The organism is Bradyrhizobium sp. 63_E2_N1_3, from assembly GCF_052076005.1.
Lineage (GTDB): Bacteria > Pseudomonadota > Alphaproteobacteria > Rhizobiales > Xanthobacteraceae > Bradyrhizobium > Bradyrhizobium barranii.
Genome location: NZ_CP197235.1, coordinates 5,908,697 through 5,924,505 on the forward strand (window position 1 = coordinate 5,908,697; position 15,809 = coordinate 5,924,505).

Annotated in this window: 16 protein-coding genes; 8 read left to right on the plus strand and 8 right to left on the minus strand. The window is 62.8% G+C overall.

Translation table 11 applies throughout. The annotated features are described in order from the left end of the window. The first annotated feature begins 53 nt into the window (after nucleotides 1-53). Complete coding sequence (locus AB7531_RS28485) at nucleotides 54-1,256, plus strand: LysR family transcriptional regulator (protein WP_084795197.1); 1,203 nt, start codon at nucleotides 54-56, stop codon at nucleotides 1,254-1,256. A 4-nt stretch (nucleotides 1,257-1,260) separates the two neighbouring features. On the opposite strand, the gene AB7531_RS28490 is transcribed toward AB7531_RS28485, so the two are convergent. Both AB7531_RS28490 and AB7531_RS28495 read right to left on the minus strand, forming a co-directional pair. After that, entirely contained in the window at nucleotides 1,261-2,604 is a 1,344-nt protein-coding gene (locus tag AB7531_RS28490) for a 4-hydroxybenzoate 3-monooxygenase (RefSeq protein WP_245328449.1), read from the minus strand. A gap of 77 nt (nucleotides 2,605-2,681) precedes the next feature. Next, nucleotides 2,682-3,575: a LysR family transcriptional regulator gene (locus AB7531_RS28495; protein ID WP_063984119.1), complete on the minus strand. Its 894-nt coding sequence runs from the start codon at nucleotides 3,573-3,575 to the stop codon at nucleotides 2,682-2,684. A gap of 103 nt (nucleotides 3,576-3,678) precedes the next feature. Between AB7531_RS28495 and AB7531_RS28500 the strand changes: the two genes are divergently transcribed. Both AB7531_RS28500 and AB7531_RS28505 read left to right on the plus strand, forming a co-directional pair. Continuing rightward, nucleotides 3,679-4,581 (plus strand): NmrA/HSCARG family protein, encoded by a 903-nt coding sequence (locus AB7531_RS28500; protein WP_063984120.1) that lies wholly within the window; start codon nucleotides 3,679-3,681, stop codon nucleotides 4,579-4,581. Beyond that, the gene (locus AB7531_RS28505; RefSeq protein ID WP_084795198.1) at nucleotides 4,574-4,843 is read left to right on the plus strand and encodes a DUF2798 domain-containing protein; all 270 of its coding nucleotides are present in this window, start codon (nucleotides 4,574-4,576) and stop codon (nucleotides 4,841-4,843) included. Before AB7531_RS28500 ends, AB7531_RS28505 begins: the two co-directional genes overlap by 8 nt. A gap of 1,079 nt (nucleotides 4,844-5,922) precedes the next feature. Here the strand turns inward: AB7531_RS28505 and AB7531_RS28510 are convergent. From AB7531_RS28510 to AB7531_RS28535, 6 genes are all read right to left on the minus strand, one after another. After that, nucleotides 5,923-6,453, minus strand: coding sequence for a flavin reductase (locus tag AB7531_RS28510; RefSeq protein ID WP_063984121.1), 531 nt, complete (start codon nucleotides 6,451-6,453; stop codon nucleotides 5,923-5,925). Nucleotides 6,454-6,461: 8 nt separating this feature from the next. After that, complete coding sequence (locus AB7531_RS28515; protein ID WP_063984122.1) at nucleotides 6,462-7,715, minus strand: Zn-dependent hydrolase; 1,254 nt, start codon at nucleotides 7,713-7,715, stop codon at nucleotides 6,462-6,464. Nucleotides 7,716-7,718: 3 nt separating this feature from the next. Continuing rightward, entirely contained in the window at nucleotides 7,719-8,600 is an 882-nt protein-coding gene (locus AB7531_RS28520) for an alpha/beta fold hydrolase (protein ID WP_063986483.1), read from the minus strand. Nucleotides 8,601-8,611: 11 nt separating this feature from the next. Continuing rightward, complete coding sequence (locus AB7531_RS28525; RefSeq protein WP_063984123.1) at nucleotides 8,612-9,757, minus strand: pyridoxal phosphate-dependent aminotransferase; 1,146 nt, start codon at nucleotides 9,755-9,757, stop codon at nucleotides 8,612-8,614. A 7-nt stretch (nucleotides 9,758-9,764) separates the two neighbouring features. Beyond that, entirely contained in the window at nucleotides 9,765-10,544 is a 780-nt protein-coding gene (locus AB7531_RS28530; RefSeq protein ID WP_063984124.1) for an SDR family oxidoreductase, read from the minus strand. A gap of 68 nt (nucleotides 10,545-10,612) precedes the next feature. Then, entirely contained in the window at nucleotides 10,613-11,326 is a 714-nt protein-coding gene (locus tag AB7531_RS28535) for a GntR family transcriptional regulator (RefSeq protein WP_063984125.1), read from the minus strand. A gap of 228 nt (nucleotides 11,327-11,554) precedes the next feature. Here AB7531_RS28535 and AB7531_RS28540 point away from each other — a divergent pair, with 228 nt between their 5' ends. From AB7531_RS28540 to AB7531_RS28560, 5 genes are read left to right on the plus strand one after another with little or no spacing between them, the layout of a single operon-like run. Then, nucleotides 11,555-12,418, plus strand: a complete 864-nt coding sequence (locus tag AB7531_RS28540) for an ABC transporter ATP-binding protein (RefSeq protein ID WP_084795199.1) — start codon at nucleotides 11,555-11,557, stop codon at nucleotides 12,416-12,418. After that, nucleotides 12,415-13,200: a class II aldolase/adducin family protein gene (locus tag AB7531_RS28545; protein WP_084795200.1), complete on the plus strand. Its 786-nt coding sequence runs from the start codon at nucleotides 12,415-12,417 to the stop codon at nucleotides 13,198-13,200. Before AB7531_RS28540 ends, AB7531_RS28545 begins: the two co-directional genes overlap by 4 nt. A gap of 23 nt (nucleotides 13,201-13,223) precedes the next feature. Then, the gene (locus AB7531_RS28550) at nucleotides 13,224-14,240 is read left to right on the plus strand and encodes an ABC transporter substrate-binding protein (protein ID WP_063986486.1); all 1,017 of its coding nucleotides are present in this window, start codon (nucleotides 13,224-13,226) and stop codon (nucleotides 14,238-14,240) included. After that, entirely contained in the window at nucleotides 14,237-15,052 is an 816-nt protein-coding gene (locus AB7531_RS28555; RefSeq protein WP_063984126.1) for an ABC transporter permease, read from the plus strand. Before AB7531_RS28550 ends, AB7531_RS28555 begins: the two co-directional genes overlap by 4 nt. Beyond that, nucleotides 15,049-15,807 (plus strand): ABC transporter permease, encoded by a 759-nt coding sequence (locus tag AB7531_RS28560; protein WP_063984127.1) that lies wholly within the window; start codon nucleotides 15,049-15,051, stop codon nucleotides 15,805-15,807. The genes AB7531_RS28555 and AB7531_RS28560 overlap by 4 nt, the downstream gene beginning before the upstream one ends. Nucleotides 15,808-15,809 lie beyond the last annotated feature (2 nt).

Here is a 15,809-nt window from a genome sequence, read left to right on the forward strand (position 1 = left end):
AAATTCGTTATGTCTTCCCGAGACGGACACCCCGCAATGAGGCTCGCGCGGACTTGCTGAATATCAGGAACCTTCGCGCTTTCGTGGCCGTGGCCCACTCCGGAAGCGTCATCAAATCGAGCCGGCTGGTTCGCCGCGCGCAGTCCGCCGTGACGCGCTCGATCAAGGAGCTGGAGGCCGATGTTGGCGTCCAGCTGTTCGAACGCAGATCGCAAGGCATGCTGCTGACTGAATTCGGACGAGCCTTGCTCGCTCGGGTCGAACGCGCGTTCGCAGAGATGGAAACTGCACGGTCGGCCTTCAAGACCGCCCAGCTGTCGGCAAGCCTGGTCGACAAGGCGCCCATCTTCTCCCTGTCCATCAGCCGCCAGCGTCTGCTCGTCTTTGCCGAACTGGTGGAGCAACACCACGTGGGCGCGGTGGCGGACAGCTTGGGAATATCCCAGCCCGCCGCCAGTCAGTCGCTACGTGAGATCGAAACAAGCATCGGTGCCAAATTGTTCATCCGCGGCGCCGGCGGCATGCAGCCTTCGCCATTGGGCGCCCTGCTCGGTGTGCATATCAGGCGGGCACTTGCCGAAATCCGCGCCGGCGAAGTCGAAATCCAATCGCTTCGCGGTGCGATCACCGGCAGGGTGATCGTTGGGTCGCTGTCGCTTGGCCGGACCCGGTTGCTTCCGAAGGCGATCATCGAGCTCACCAGAAATCATCCCAACCTGACGGTCACCACGGTCGAGGGGACATTCGAGCATCTGGCCACGCGGCTGCGCGCGGGCGATATCGATTTCATGCTCGGCGCACTCCGTCCCCCGGAACACACGATCGGCTTGGCGCGCGAGGTGGTGACCCAGGATGTCCTGTCGGTCGTCGCAGGCGGGGCACATCCGCTGGCGCGCAAGCGAAAACTGACATTCGCGGATCTCGCCTCGGCCGATTGGGTGCTGCCACCTCACGGCGCCCCAACGCGGGAGCTCCTGGAAAACACCTTGAGAAACCACGGGCTCGGCGAGACCCGCGTGGTGGTCGAGACTGCCGATCTCGCCATTACCCGAGGAATCCTGATCGGCAGCAACATGCTGACCGCGGCTTCCGCACACCTGTTCCACGAGGACATCGCGACCAGGACGCTGGTCGTGCTTCCCCTGACGCTGCCGGAAACCAGCCGTCCGATCGGGATATTGCAACGGCAGGCGAGCAGCCCGTCGCTTGCCGCCCAGTTGCTGATGGCCAACATCAGGGCAATCGGACAGCTCTGACGGGTCAGGTCAGGTCCAGAGGCGTGCCGACATATTGCTCGGCGATGGTGGTCTGGGCAGCCCGCGAGCCCAGGATGCACTCCAGCTCTGTAAGCTGAAGGTTTCGCTCAAAGGCCGAATGCTCCGGAAATCTGTGCAGCAGGCCGGTGAGCATGGTCGCGAACCGGACCGTCCTCCAGACGCGATCCAGGCACTTCTCGGAATAGCCGTTGAGCCTGCTCTTGTTGCCGGTCCGGTAGAACTCGATCAGTGCAGCCGCCATCACGCGGACATCGGCCACCGCCAGATTGAGCCCCTTGGCACCCGCGGGCGGCGTAATATGGACCGCATCGCCGGCGAGCAGCAGCCTGCCATATTGCATCGGCGAGGCAACGAACGAGCGCAGCCGCGCGATATCGCGCTGGAAGATCTCGCCCTCGACGATCTCGGTCCGGTCCTCGTCGAACATACGCGCGTGCAGTTCACCCCAAAACCGGTCGTCGGACCATGATGTGTGATCGTCGTTGGCATCGATTTGCAGATATAGGCGAGAGACCGCGTTCGAACGCCGGCTGCACAGCGCGAAGCCACGATCGCTGTTCGAATAGGTCATATCGCCGAGTGGCCTCGACCGCGACAACACGCCGAGCCAGGCAAAATCGTAAACGCGCTCATAATTGATGATGTGGCCTGGCGGCGGCGCCTGCCGGCTCACGCCATGAAAACCATCGCAGCCGGCGATGTAATCGCACTCCAAGACCTCGTCACGGCCATCATGGCTGAAGTGGATCTTCGGCCGGTCGCCGTCGAGATCCGACAGCCGCGAGACCTTCGCCTCGAACAACAGCGGCTGCGACGCCTCAAGCCGGGCCCCGATCAGGTCCTTAACCACTTCCTGCTGACCGTAGATCATCACCCGCTTGCCGGTCAGGCCGGGAAGATCGAGATGGATGTTCTTGCCGCGAAAGCGAATGTCGAGGCCTTCATCAACCATGCCCTCTCGCCGCATCCGCGCGTCCAGTCCGAGCATTTCAAGAGTCTCCATCGTGCCCGGCTCGAGCACGCCGGCGCGCACACGCCCTTCGACATAAGGGCGGCTCTGGGCCTCGACGACGACACATTCTATTCCGGCCCGGTGCAGCAGATGCGACAGGAAAAGCCCGGCCGGTCCGGCACCAATGATTCCAACTTGCGTTCGCATCTTCAGACTTCTCACCGCATTCATCGAACCACCGACCAAATGCACAGCTTGGTGGAACAACCACCGGTGCAGATTTGTTCGAGAAGGACCCACGGCACAAGGCGCAAAGATCAAATACGCCGATCTAACTACATTATTGCAAGGCGACGCCCCAGTTTCCGCAGGCAACGTCTCGCAAGAATTCCAAGGTCCTCAGCGTAGGTCGCGCAGACCGTCGGCAGGCTGCGATCACCGCCACGAATTCTCTAAAGATCGTCCAGTTTCAATCGCAAAGCCAGCAAATCCGTGAATGCTCGTACCTTTGCGGGCGCAAGTCTGTTTTCCAACCAGAGAGCATGAATGGGAACGGGCTTCGGTTCGAAGTTTTCCAACACGACTTTCAGCTTCGATGTCGCGACCAGGTGCTTTATTTGCCAAAGCGGTGAATAGCCGAGCCCCAGGCCGCTGGTTGCCGCAGCGTAAATGGCTGCCATCGTATTCGACCGAAACGTGCCTTGAACTCTGACGAGGCGAGTCCTTCCGTCGATTTGAAACGACCATTGTCCGACCTGTTGATCTATCGACCGGACAAGACAGTTGTGTTGTCGCAGGTCTTGAGGATGCTTGGGCCGACCGCGCCGGGCAAAATAGGATGGCGCTCCGAAGACCACACGGCGCAGCGTGCCCAGCAGTTTGCTCTGCAAACCAGAGTCCGGGAGGTCCGCGATGCGGATCGCGAGGTCGAGCCGCTCGACCGCCAGATCGCTAAACCCGTCGAAAAGTTGAAGATCAATCTCCGTCTGTGGAAACTCTTTCATATATTCCGCAATGATCGGGACCAGAAAGTCTGGTCCGAACAGTACGGGAGCGCCAATTCGCAATATCCCAGAGGGCTCCAGCCGCCGACTGGCCGCTTGTTCCCGGGCTTCCCGTATTTCCGCAATTGCTGGCTGAACCCTTCTATAAAATTCGCCGCCAGCCTCGCTGGGGCTACAGTGTCTCGTCGTCCTGTGGATCAGGACAACACCGACATCCTCCTCCAAAGAAGCGAGCGAACGGCTGATGGCTTGAAGCGATCGGCCGAGGCGAAGCGCCGCCTCTGTCAAGCTGCCATGATCGACGACTGAGAGAAACGCTTCCAGGTCTTCCAAACGCGTCATGATTATCTCGCATCTCAAGAGAGAGAGTCACTTTTAACGCATATTGTTTCGGCATTCGAGACAACGTAACTTCGTCTGGAAAGAAATCGAGGGAAGAATTCGCATGACAAAAACCGTGCCCGTTGTTCTCGTGGTCGGCGCCACCGGCAAATTTGCCCGGCTGGTGATCCCGGAACTCTTGAGGCGAAATTCAATTGTTCGCGCGTTGGTGAGAGATGCCGAGCGCGGCAAGGTCGCGCGGCTCGGTGGTGCAGCGCAAATCGCAATTGGCGATTTGCGAAATGCGGATAGTTTGAACAAGGCAGCCGAAGGCGTTGACGGCATTTTCCACATTGGGCCGGCGTTCGCGCCCGATGAGGCTGCGATGGGCGTTGCGCTCGTTGAAGCCGGCGAGCGAGCCGGCGTGCGCAAATTCGTGTTCTCATCGGTTATCCAGCCGACGAACACGGGCCTCAAGAACCACGCAAGCAAGATTCCTGTCGAAGACGCGTTGTATTCCTCGCGGCTCAACTATACGATCCTGCATCCCGCAAATTTTATGCAGAACATCGGCTTCGCATGGCCGACGATCCTCAGGGAGGGCAAGTTTGCGGAGCCGTTTCCGAAGGAAAAGCGGATTGCGAGAGTCGACTATCGCGATGTCGCGGAGATCGCGGCCACCGCACTCACGGACTCGAAGCTGGACTATGCGACGTTGGAGCTTTGCGCGGGCATGTTCAGCCGTATTGATATCGTGTCGATCATGTCCCGGAAACTTGGGCGGCCAGTCACAGCTGAGGAGCCCAACTTTGAAGAATGGGCAAAGGTTACGCGCCTACCCTACGACGATCACCAGCTCGAGCTTCTATCGAAAGTCCATAATCATTATCGACAATATGGGTTGGGAGGGAACAGTCTTTTGTTATCCGCCGCGCTCGGTCGTGAGCCGCGCTCGATGGAGCAATATATCGGCGATCTCGTGCATCAATCCGCTTCCGAGAACCCGGCGGAGGCAAGCAATGTCTAGAGCACGGCATCCGCTCCTGCAGCTGAGGAAACTTCCACCCTCCTATGGGCGCCTCGTCACGCCCCTGGTTTTGTCTATCTTCATGTCAGGCATCGTCTCAGCGGTCGTCACCGTCAAAGGACTGGGCCTGGGTCCTGGATTCCTCACCAATTGGCTCAGCGCATGGTTTGCCTCCTGGCTGATCGCATTTCCCAGTCTCATGCTCATTTTGCCGATCGTCCGGCGGATAGTATCCACTATCGTCGAACCATCCGCTCGCTGAGCCGGGATCCCAGGTGCGATGCACCTCCGGGGTCGAAGAGGCCTCGTCTCACAGACAAGAACGCACGCCCGATTGGTCTAACAGGGCGCCTCGCGAAGCACCAGAGAGGAGGAGACGCCCATCGGCAAACGCGACGGGAAAAGAAAAGCCCGTATGCGGCGGTTCGACGGGCACTTATCCGGAGCGACGTGATTTGGATTGTTGCGTTTCAACGCACGATCAGCTCTTCACCCGCGCCATTGCCGCTTATCGTCCATAGCCTCGCCTGCTTCGTCGTCGTTCACTGGCAGGTGCAGTTTTACGTTGAGACGTCGAGCACAGCACTATTCAATGTCGACGTCGTCGGGACTGATCGATGGCATGACGAAAACTGGGCTGCTGCCGCGACAGCCGCTGCCTCGGCTTGTTGGAATGACAACTCCGCGAGCCGCTGGAGGTGTGTGATTGTCCGAGTGGTGTGGGCACACCAAGGCTCGAACCCGGGACCCGCTGATTGAGAATCCGCGGCTGTTCGGCGAACTTCGCATGGTGAATCAGATGCGCCGGGAGAACACGAGGCGCCCCAAGACTATTCTTGTCCTCGCTGCAGCTCACACATCTCCTCATGATCGGCCGACCTCTGAGTTCTGCTGGAGGGAGCGCTTTCAAGCGCCCTCACGCGAGTTCTCCGCTCCTGCGGAGACACACACATGCAGTTGCTCTTGTGGACGTCACATCGATCCAAAGAGAGCCTGCCCACACTTGCCTCACATAGATTTTTCATGATCTCTCGGTGCACACGGCGCGCACACGCCGCCTTCTAACTATCTGAAAAACCTGAACTCTCGCTCCAGTCCATCACTGGCCAATTTCAGCAAGCTTCGGCCAAACGCCTCCAACTAGAGCAAGCTTCAAAAAACAGTCGACGGATGGCTACGGCGTAGTGTGCCGACTTTGCACGTCGATGGTCATTTCTGAAACGGCGATGGCCAAAACGCGGCCGGCAAATACATCCCCGCAAGGGATACGCTTGCTCGGGTGACGAACTCTCTCCAGGACATGGAGGCTGCTGGAACGGTTGGCGATAGCCGCCGGCCCCATCAGGATCGGGCAAGAGCGAATTCGGGTCCAGTCTCGGCTGGATCGGTCACCCCGACCGTATGATAGGCGCGGCCAAAATAGATCAGATTGTCGGTGCAGCCGGATCGTTGCAGGGCCACGATGCGGCAGAGCAGCACGTCATGCGTGCCGACATTGACGATATCGGCAATCCGGCAGTCGAACGCGGCGGCGCAGTCGGCTAGCACCGGCGCACCGGTTTCGAGTGTCGACCACGCGGCCGCGGCAAACCGTTCTTCGGCGGGCAGTTTGCCGCCGAACAGCCGGGACAATTGCTCGTGCCGGGCCGACAGCACGTTGACGCAGACCGCCTTGTTGCCGATCACGCTGGCATAGGCCGAGGAGGCGCGATTGATGCAGACCAGCAGCGTCGGCGGATCGTCGGTGACGCTGCAAATCGCAGACGCGGTAAATCCGGCACGGCCCGCGCTGCCGTCGGTCGTGACGACGCTGACGGCGGCACCAAGACAGGCCATCGCGTCGCGGTAGTCCTGAGGGGCCACGTCCTGCATCGGCGTCCTCACGTCTCGATGGCAGGCGCGAACGCCAGCCCGCGCAGCACCTGCGCCAGCACGGAAGCGCCGGCGGCAACATGATCGGGCTCGGCCCATTCGTGCTCGACATGGCTTGCACCGTCACGGCACGGGATGAAGATCATCGCAGCCGGAAAGATTTTTGCGAGATGACGGGCGTCGTGACCGGCGGCGGAGAGGATTTCCATGGCGGAATGCCCCTGCTCTCGCGCGGCCTCTGCGATGCTTGCCCGCAGGCGCGAATCGAAAGCGTTTGACGGTGCATTGACGAGCGGCGTCACCGTGACCATGCAAGGTGCAGCGTTCTCCTGGCAAAGAATCGCGATACGCACACCCGCGGCATCGAGCACCGCATTGTCAGGGTGACGCAGATCGATGCTGAAGCTGACGCGTGACGGCACCACCGACGGCGCATTCGGAACCACGACAACGCGGCCGATGGTGAACTTGATCTCGGCATCGATTGTGCCGATCTCCGCATGGAGCGCCGACGCCATCCGCGCAAAGGCCGCGAGCGCATCTCGCCTCTCCCGCTGCGCCAGTGTGCCAGCGTGTCCCTCGGCACCCTCGACCACCACCTGAAAGGTCTTCTTGCCCTGGATGCCGGTGACGACCCCAATCGTGCAGCCGGCCGCCTCCAGCAGCGGTCCCTGCTCGATGTGCAATTCGAGATAGGCACTGGCGGCGAAACCGAGCGGCCTGTGCGGCATAACAGGAAAAGCCTCGTGGAAGCGATCGAGCGCCTCGCCGACGCTGACGCCGTCGGCATCGCGCGCGGCGCGGATCGCGTCCATGTCGCGCTCGCCGGTAAAGGCCTCCGAGCCCATCATCCCCGGGGCGAAGCGCGAGCCCTCCTCGTTCATCCAGGCGACCACGATGATGTCGCGCGCGGGCGCGTCCCCTTGCTCCGCGAGTGAGATGACCGCCTCCAACGCCGCCATCACGCCGGCCGCACCGTCAAATTTGCCACCGGTCGGCTGGCTGTCGAGATGACTGCCAATGAGAAACGGCGGCGCGGCGCGATCGCAGCCAGCCAGCGTCAGGAACAGGTTGCCCGCCGCATCGGTCGACGGTGTCAAATCTGCCTCGCGGGCCCAGCCGATGACGCGACGCCATGCGGCAATCTCGCCGTCGCTCAGCGCCTGACGATTAACCCCGCCGGCCGGCGTCGCGCCGATCTCGGCGAGCGCCATCAGCCGCGTCCAGAGCCGATCAGCGTTGATCAGGGGCTGGCTCGTCATCGACTACTTCGTGCGCATGATCTGGCCCGGCAGCGCGCGCGGATCGCGTGGCAGCCAGCGCCCGACCTCGACCTGGGCGATGAACTCGGCGAGCAGCGCGTTGAACGCCGCCGGCTCTTCCAGATTGAGCGTGTGGCCGGTCTTGGGGAAGACCGAGAGACCACAGGCCGGAATGGTCTTCTTCAGGAAGATGCCGGGCTGGAGGCAGTGATCGTCCTCGTCGCCGACGACGACCAGCGTCGGCACCATCATTGTCTTCAGGCCTTCTTCGAGATCGTAGAATGACGGCCGCCGCGCCTGAACACCGCGCATAGTGTTGGCAGCGCCGCGATCGGAATGGGTGGCGAGGAGATCGGCGAATTCCTGCCAGCCGCGCGGATCCTTGTTCTGGAACTGCACCCGGCTCCCACCGAGCGCGTAGATCTTCGCGAATTCCTTCGCACCCTGCTTCTCGAAATTGTCGGCGACCTCGAGCGAGACGCCGCGAAAATACTCCTCGAACTCCTTCTCGCAGCCATAACCGGCACCGGCCACGGTGAGCGACAAAGCGCGCTCCGGCGTGCGCAGGCCGAAATGCACCGTGCAGAAGCCCCCCATGGAAAGGCCGACGATGTGCGCCTTCTTGATCTTGAGCGCGTCGAGCACGGCGATTGCATCGTCAGCGGCAATCGCCTGCGAATAGGCCTCCACGCTGTCTGGCACATCCGACGGCGGATAGCCGCGCGCTGCGTAGGTGATGCAGCGGTGGCGCCGGCTGAAATAGCGCAGCTGCGGCTCCCAGCTTGCGTGATTGCCGCCGAACTCGTGGATAAAGAGGATCGGCGTGCCCTCGCCCGCCTCTTCGACATGCAGCTTCACGCCGTCCTTCGCTGTGATCATCGTCATCGGCATCGTCCCTAGAATTGCGGCGGCAGGTCGTTGAGCATGCGCGCCTGCGCGACCATCTCCGGCAGCAGTGTGCAGAGTTTTTCGACCCACATTTGCGGCACGGAGGTGCTGATCTTGACGAAGCGGTCGCCGAAGCGCTGCGTATGATACGTGCCCTGGCGGATCATGATGCCCTGCCGGCGATAGCACTCGACCAGCGCCTCGGGACGGATGCCCGCCGCGATGGTCTCCAGCACCAGAAAGTTTCCGTGCGAGGGCATGATCGGCAGCGCCAGCCCTTCGATCGTGGCCGCCGCCTCCTGGATCATCGCCTTGTTGGCGCGGTCGGTGCTGCGCACCTTCTTCATCCATTCGGCCTTGACGGAAAGCCCCGCCTGCGCCGCACGCTGGGCGATGACGCTGGCACCGAGCACGCTCGTGGAGGTCTGCGCCAGTTCCTCGAACAGATCAGGCGCGGCGACCAGAGCGCCGATGCGCAAGCCAGCGAGCCCGAGCCATTTCGAAAAGCTGGTCGAGACCACCGAGCCTTTCGGGGCGACATGGAGCGCCGGCGTGTGGCCGTCGGCAAAGTCGCGGTAGGTGCAGTCATGCACCAGCAGCGCACCGCAATCGCGCGCGATCGCGGCAAAGCTCTCGATCTCCTCGCGGGTGTAGCGGATGCCGAGGGGATTGTTGGGATCGACGAGATAGATGACCGCGGTACGCTCATCAACATTCGCCTTCAACGCCTCAGGCGTCAGGCGGTAGTTGCAGGCGGGATCGTAGATCGGAATCTCGATCACCTCGGAGCCCTGCTGGCGCGCGAACAGGCACGGCCACTTCCAGGTCGGATCGGTCGTCACCAGCGTGGTGCCGGGCTTGCAACGCGCACGGCAGATCATCGCCAGCGCGTTGACGCCCCCCTCGGTCACCAACGCTTCTGCGTCAGGCACACCGAGATCGGCGACGATCGCGGCGCGCAACGCCTCGAAGCCGAGCGGCGGGGCATAGGCATTGAACTCGCCCGCCTCGATCGAGCGTAGCATCGCCTCGCGCACGGCGGGATGGCTCTCGATGTGATTGGTGTTCTGGCCGAGCCAATAGAGCCCCGGCGTCGCCGAGAGCTCGTCGAAATAGCGGTTGCGGACCAGTGCCGTGGATTGAGGCTTCGACATCGATGCCTCAGATCACCGAGCCGCGCGCGGCAATGCCGCCGTCGATCGTCACGACCGTGCCGGTGATGTAGCCGGACCGCGGCGAAGACAGGAAGGCGACGAGATCGGCGACTTCTTCCGAGGTCGCGGGCCGCTTGCCCGGATATTTGTCGAACAGTTCCTCCCAGCGGCCTTCGTCACCAAGCATGTCGATCGCCTTGCGCTTCATGATCTTGAGCATGCGATCGGTTGCAACCGGTCCCGGATTGACCGCGACGACGCGGACGCCGTGATCGAGGCTGCGGCCGCCGAGCGCCTTGGTGAAGGACATCAGCGCCGCGTTGCCGGTGGAGCCTGCAATGTAGCTGGCGTCCCAGTTCTCACCGGAATTGCCGATGATGTTGATGATGACGCCGTCCTTGCCCTTCATGCGCGGATAATAGAGACGCGACAGCGTGATGTAGCCGAACACCTTGAGATCGAAGCCGCGGCGCCAGGCGGCGTCGTCGAGGATCTCCAGCGAACCGGCCGGGATGTCGCCGGCATTGTTGATGAGGATGTCGATGTCGCCGACTTCGGCCGCGAGCTTCTCCATCGCAGCCGTGCTCGACAGGTCGAGCGCGTGGATGGTGATCTTCACGCCAAAGCGGGCTTCCAGGTCGCGCTTGGCCTGGAGCATCGCTTCGCCGTTGCGGGCGGCGAGATGCAAATGACACCCCTCCGCGGCGAAGAGCTCGGCCACCGCAAGTCCAATTCCTTTCGACGCGCCGGTGATCAGGGCGGTCTTGTTCGTCAGCTTCAGGTCCACTCCGGGTCTCCAGGATGCAAGCTAGATATACAAGGTCTAGCAATTTGCATACCAAGCGACATCAAGGGTCATTCGAAGGCGGCCAGGAAGTCCAGGAGGTTGTCGCCAAGCAGGTTGACGTGGTCGCGCATGGTGCTGTGCGCCCGCTCCGGATCATGGGCCAGGATCGCCTGCATGATCGCCTCATGCTCGCGGACAGTGTCGGCGATCCGGTTCGGCATCCGCGTCACCCGGCGGCGATAGGCGGCCACCTGGTTACGCAGCTTGCGGGTCTGGTCGGCGAGGAAAGTGTTGCGCGAAGCCTCGTAGATCGCTTCGTGGAATTCCTGGTTGATGTCGTAGAAGACGTCGATGTCGCCGGTTTCGCCCGCCGCCACAAGCCGCTGGTGAATCTCGCCAATTTCAGTGCCCCAGGCCTGCGAGACGCGCCGGGCGGCGAGCCGCGCGCAGAGCCCCTCCAGCTCCGCCATGACCTGGAACATCTCGATCAGCGCTTGCGCCTTGATGCTGCGGACCGTTGCCCCCTGCCGGCCGCGCAGCTCGACCAGATTGTTAGCGGCCATCAGGCGGAACGCCTCCCGCACCGGCGTGCGCGAGACGCCGAAGCGCTGGGCGATCTCCTGTTCGTCGAGCCGGCTGCCCGGCTCGAGATGACCCGCCGCGATCGCGCCCTCGAGCTTCTGGCGCAGGTTCTCGGCGAGCGTCATGCCGGGGCTCGGCGCCAGGGACTCCTGCCCGTTTTTCGCGCGTCTGCCTCCGACCTGTGCACCAATATCCGCCATTATGTTTCTCCGATATCAATATAAGTATACAAAACGGCACCCATCCTCCAGCGAAACGTCTGATTTTCTCTCGGAAGCGCGCGGAACTCCGCCATATTCGCCTGTCGATCTCGCAAGTCTTATGCCGGATTTGCCCAGGAATCGCACTGGCACACGAGTTGCTAAGAGATTTCGACGCGGTCCGCTTTCGTATGCGAATGGCCGCCTCCATTATACAAGGACATCCCGGTGCAGGCTGCCCGCCTCCCCAATCCCGGACCGGCCATCGAAGCCCCGCAGGCCCACCCGAAGCCTGAGCCGCTGCTTGAACTGCGTGCGGTCAACAAGACCTTCGGCTCCGTCACGGCGCTTTCGGGACTTGAGGCGAGCGTCGCCTCCGGCGAGTTCGTCACCGTCGTCGGCCCAAGCGGCTGCGGCAAGAGCACCCTCTTCAACATCGTCGCTGGCCTCGAGGAACCGGACGCCGGCGGCATCCTGCGCTTCGAAGGCAAGAGCTGCCATTCGGCCGACCTGCTCGGCCGCGTCTCCTTTATGCCGCAGCGCGATTTGCTGTTCCCCTGGCGCAACGTGGTGGACAACGCCATCCTCGCGCTCGAGGTCGAAGGCATGCCGCGCGACCAAGCGCGCGCCAAGGCGCTGAGGATGTTGCCCGAGTTCGGGCTCGCCGGCTTCGAGAAGCAATATCCCAACCAATTGTCGGGCGGCATGCGCCAGCGCGTCGCCTTGATGCGCACCTTCCTGTTCGAGCGCGACCTGATGCTGCTGGACGAGCCGTTCGGCGCGCTCGACGCGCTGACGCGGGCGATGATGCAGCGCTGGCTGCTCGACGTCTGGCAGAAATACCGCCGCACCATTCTCTTCATCACCCACGACGTCGACGAGGCGATCTTCCTTGGCGACCGCGTGCTGGTCATGACCGCACGTCCTGGCTCGGTGAAGCTCGAACAGGTCGTCGATCTTCCCCGCCCGCGTCGACCCGAGATCGTCACCTCTCAGGAATTCGTGCGCCTCAAGCGCACGCTGCTCGATGCGATCGAGGAGGAAAGCATGAAATCGTTCCAATCCTCCATCGCGCAGGAGAAGACGCCGTGACCGCGATGTCAGCGAGAGAGGCCGCACCGCGCGGTATCGAACCGGCCGAATGGGATGCTCGGATCAAGCTCGCGGCCTGCTATCGCATGGTCGCCAAGCTCGGCATGGACGATTTGATCTATAACCACATCTCCCTGCGCGTGCCCGGCCACGACGACCAGTTCCTCATCAATCCCTACGGCCTGCTGTTCGACGAGATCACGGCGTCGAGCTTGGTGAAGATTGACACCAGGGGTAACAAGCTCGACGACACGCCGCAGGCGGTGAACGTCGCAGCCTTCGTCATCCATGCGGCGATTCACACCTCGAACCACGACGCGGCCTGCGTGCTGCACACCCATTCCGACGCGAGCGTCGCGGTTTCCGGACAGGAGAAGGGCCTGTTGCCGCTCAGCCAGTTCGCGATGCGCTTCTACGACCGCCAGGCCTTCCACGACTACGAAGGCGTCGCCATCGACCTCGACGAGCAGGTCCGCCTGGTGCGCGATCTCGGCCCGCACAAGGTGATGCTGATGCGCAACCACGGCATCCTCACCGTCGGCCGGACGCCGGGCGAGGCTTTCATGCTGCTTTATTATTTCGAGCGTGCCGCGCGGATCCAGCTCCAGATGCAGGCGGCGGCTGCTGCCGGCGCCAAGCTGGTAATGCCGCCGCACGAGGTCTGCCAGAAGGCCGCGCGTCAGTTCTGGGAATTGCAGGGCGACATCCTCGTGCCCGGCGAACGCGAATGGCCGGCGCTGATGCGCCAGCTCGACCGCACCGATCCATCCTATCGCAATTGATTTTCACCGCCTGGAGTATGACCATGTTGAGCCGACGCCACGCCATCTCCGTCCTCTCCGCCATCGCACTGGCGACCGGCTCGCTTGTCACGGCTGCGCCCGCAGCCGACTTGCAGAAGGCGAGCCTGCGGTTGAAATGGCTGCCGCAGGCGCAGTTCGCCGGCTTTTACGTCGCGGCGGCCAAGGGCTATTACAAGGCCGAGGGCATCGACCTCACCATCAATCCCGGCGGGCCCAACCTGCTGACCGAAAACCTTGTCGCGACCGGCGCCGATTCGTTCGGCCTGTCCGGCGGCACCGACAGCGTGTTCGCGGCGCGCGACAAGGGGCTGCCGATCGTCTGCATCGGCGTATCGCACCAGATCACCCCCTTCATCTTCGTCACCCGCAAGGACGGGCCGGTGAAGACGATTCAGGATTTCAAGGGCAAGACGGTCACCACCTGGTTCACCGGCGCCAACCATGTGCTCAACGGCATGCTGGCCAAGGAAGGCATCAAGCCGGATGAATTGAAGATCCAGCCGCAGCAGGTTTCGGTCACGCCGTTCGTCGACGGCAACGTCGACGTCATCACGGCGACCTATTACAACGAGTACTACAGCATCCAGTCGCGCATGCCGAAGGATAGCCTGAAGATCTTCGTCGCCGAGGACTACGGCATCACCTTCCCGCGCGACACGCTGATCGTGGCCGAAGCGACCGCCAAGGAGAAGCCGGAGCTGGTCAAGGCCTTCCTGCGGGCGTCGCTGATGGGCTGGAAGGACGCCTTCGCAGACCCCAAGGGCGCCGTCGATACCGTGATGGCCGCAGCCCCTACCCTCGATCGCGCGCAGCAGGAATTCATGCTCACCGAAGTGAAGCGCCTGATGACCGCTGGCACGGCGGCAAAGAACGGCATGTTCTGGATCGATGCCGATGCGGTGAAGACCGCTCACGACTTCTTCCTGAAATATGGCGTGATCTCCAAGCCGGTCGATCTCGCCGCCGCCTATGATGCAAGCTTCATCCAGAGCATCCCGGCGGCGGACCGGCTACCGTGAGCAGTCCTGCCGCCACATCGCTTGGTGATGGCCGCGCGGCTGCGCGGTCGATCGCAATGCCGGATTCGCTGCGCAAGCTGATCCGGCTGCTGGTCGGGCTCGCCATCGCGGCAATGATCTGGGAAGGCGCGGTGCTGCTGTTCGGCATCCGGCCCTATTACCTGCCGCGCCTCAGCACGATCCTGACGGCGATGGCGGCGACGCCGCGCGCCTATGTCGACGGTTTCCTGCGTACGCTCGCGGAGACGCTGATCGGCTTTGCCTCCGGCGGCGCGTTCGGCGTGCTCATGGGTGTCGCGTTTTTCCGCGTCCGCGCGCTGCGCGAGATGATCTTTCCGATTTTCGTGGTGTCGCAGACCATTCCGGTCATCGCCTTCGGCGCGCTGGTGGTGCTGTGGTTCGGCAACACACTGCTCGCCAAGGCGATCATCGCGTTCTACCTGACCTTCTTTCCGGTGACGGTGAACACGCTGCTGGGCCTCGAGACCGTCGATCCCAGGCAAGTCGACCTGATGCGCAGCTTCGGCGCCTCCAATCGCCAGCTCCTGCTTCGTTTACAGCTTCCGACAGCACTGCCGCAGATCTTCGTGGCGTTGCGCCTTGCCGCATCGCTGAGTCTCGTCGGCGCCATCGTCGGCGAATGGTTCGGCGACACCACGGGGCTCGGCGTGCTGCTGCTCCAGGCGATGTTCACCGAAAATGTCGTTGCGATCTGGGCTGCCCTGCTGGCTGCGGCCCTGCTCGGAACCGGGTTCTATGCGGTGGTCGCCGCGGTCGAGCGCCGGCTCGTGTTCTGGAACGCCGAGCAATGAGCCGCGCCCTTGCCTCACCCTCGCTCGCCGTCCAGCGCGGCATTCTGGGTGCCGTCCTCCTGGTCGCATGCTGGGAAGGCGCCGCGCGCGGACTGCATCTGCCGGCCTATGTTCTCCCCGCCGTCAGCGACATCCTCGCGGGCCTCTGGTCCAAGCGGGCAACGCTCATCGACGCCGCCGGCTACACCCTGCTCGAAGCGCTGGTCGGTTACGGGCTCGGCTGCCTGATCGGGATCGGCCTCGCCGTCGCCATCGCACTGGCACCGGCTCTGCGAACCGCGATCCTGCCGCTCGCAACGGCGATCAATTCGGTACCGGTGGTCGGCTATTCGCCGCTGATCCTGCTCTGGTTCGGCATCGGCGTCAGCTCGAAGATCGTGATGGTGGCGATGGCGGTGAGCTTCACCATCCTGCTCTCGATGCTGGCCGGGCTCGACCGGGTCGATCGTCGCGCCGTCGACCTCATGAAGAGCTTTGGCGCCAGTCGCTTCGGCGTGCTGTGGCGCCTGCGCCTGCCGACCGCGTTGCCGCTGCTGCTGGCCGGCATGCGCGTCTCCACGGTGCGCAGCGTGATTGTTGCGATCGTCACCGAAATGCTCGGCGCGCATGGCGGGCTCGGCTGGGTGATCTACCAGGCCGTGCTCCAGATCGACTTCGTCCAGGTCTGGGCGGCGATCTTCGTGGCGTCCGCCGCGAGCCTCGCCTTCTTCGGCCTGATCGGCTTCCTCGAACGCAAGATCCTGTTCTGGACATGACG

Bases quoted from the DNA above. Each gene is read 5' to 3' on its own strand.
- AB7531_RS28495 (WP_063984119.1), bottom strand. From the start codon at position 3,575: ATGACGCGTTTGGAAGACCTGGAAGCGTTTCTCTCAGTCGTCGATCAT.
- AB7531_RS28500 (WP_063984120.1), top strand. From the start codon at position 3,679: ATGACAAAAACCGTGCCCGTTGTTCTCGTGGTCGGCGCCACCGGCAAA.
- AB7531_RS28505 (WP_084795198.1), top strand. From the start codon at position 4,574: ATGTCTAGAGCACGGCATCCGCTCCTGCAGCTGAGGAAACTTCCACCC.
- AB7531_RS28510 (WP_063984121.1), bottom strand. From the start codon at position 6,453: ATGCAGGACGTGGCCCCTCAGGACTACCGCGACGCGATGGCCTGTCTT.
- AB7531_RS28515 (WP_063984122.1), bottom strand. From the start codon at position 7,715: ATGACGAGCCAGCCCCTGATCAACGCTGATCGGCTCTGGACGCGGCTG.
- AB7531_RS28520 (WP_063986483.1), bottom strand. From the start codon at position 8,600: ATGACGATGATCACAGCGAAGGACGGCGTGAAGCTGCATGTCGAAGAG.
- AB7531_RS28525 (WP_063984123.1), bottom strand. From the start codon at position 9,757: ATGTCGAAGCCTCAATCCACGGCACTGGTCCGCAACCGCTATTTCGAC.
- AB7531_RS28535 (WP_063984125.1), bottom strand. From the start codon at position 11,326: ATGGCGGATATTGGTGCACAGGTCGGAGGCAGACGCGCGAAAAACGGG.
- AB7531_RS28550 (WP_063986486.1), top strand. From the start codon at position 13,224: ATGTTGAGCCGACGCCACGCCATCTCCGTCCTCTCCGCCATCGCACTG.
- AB7531_RS28560 (WP_063984127.1), top strand. From the start codon at position 15,049: ATGAGCCGCGCCCTTGCCTCACCCTCGCTCGCCGTCCAGCGCGGCATT.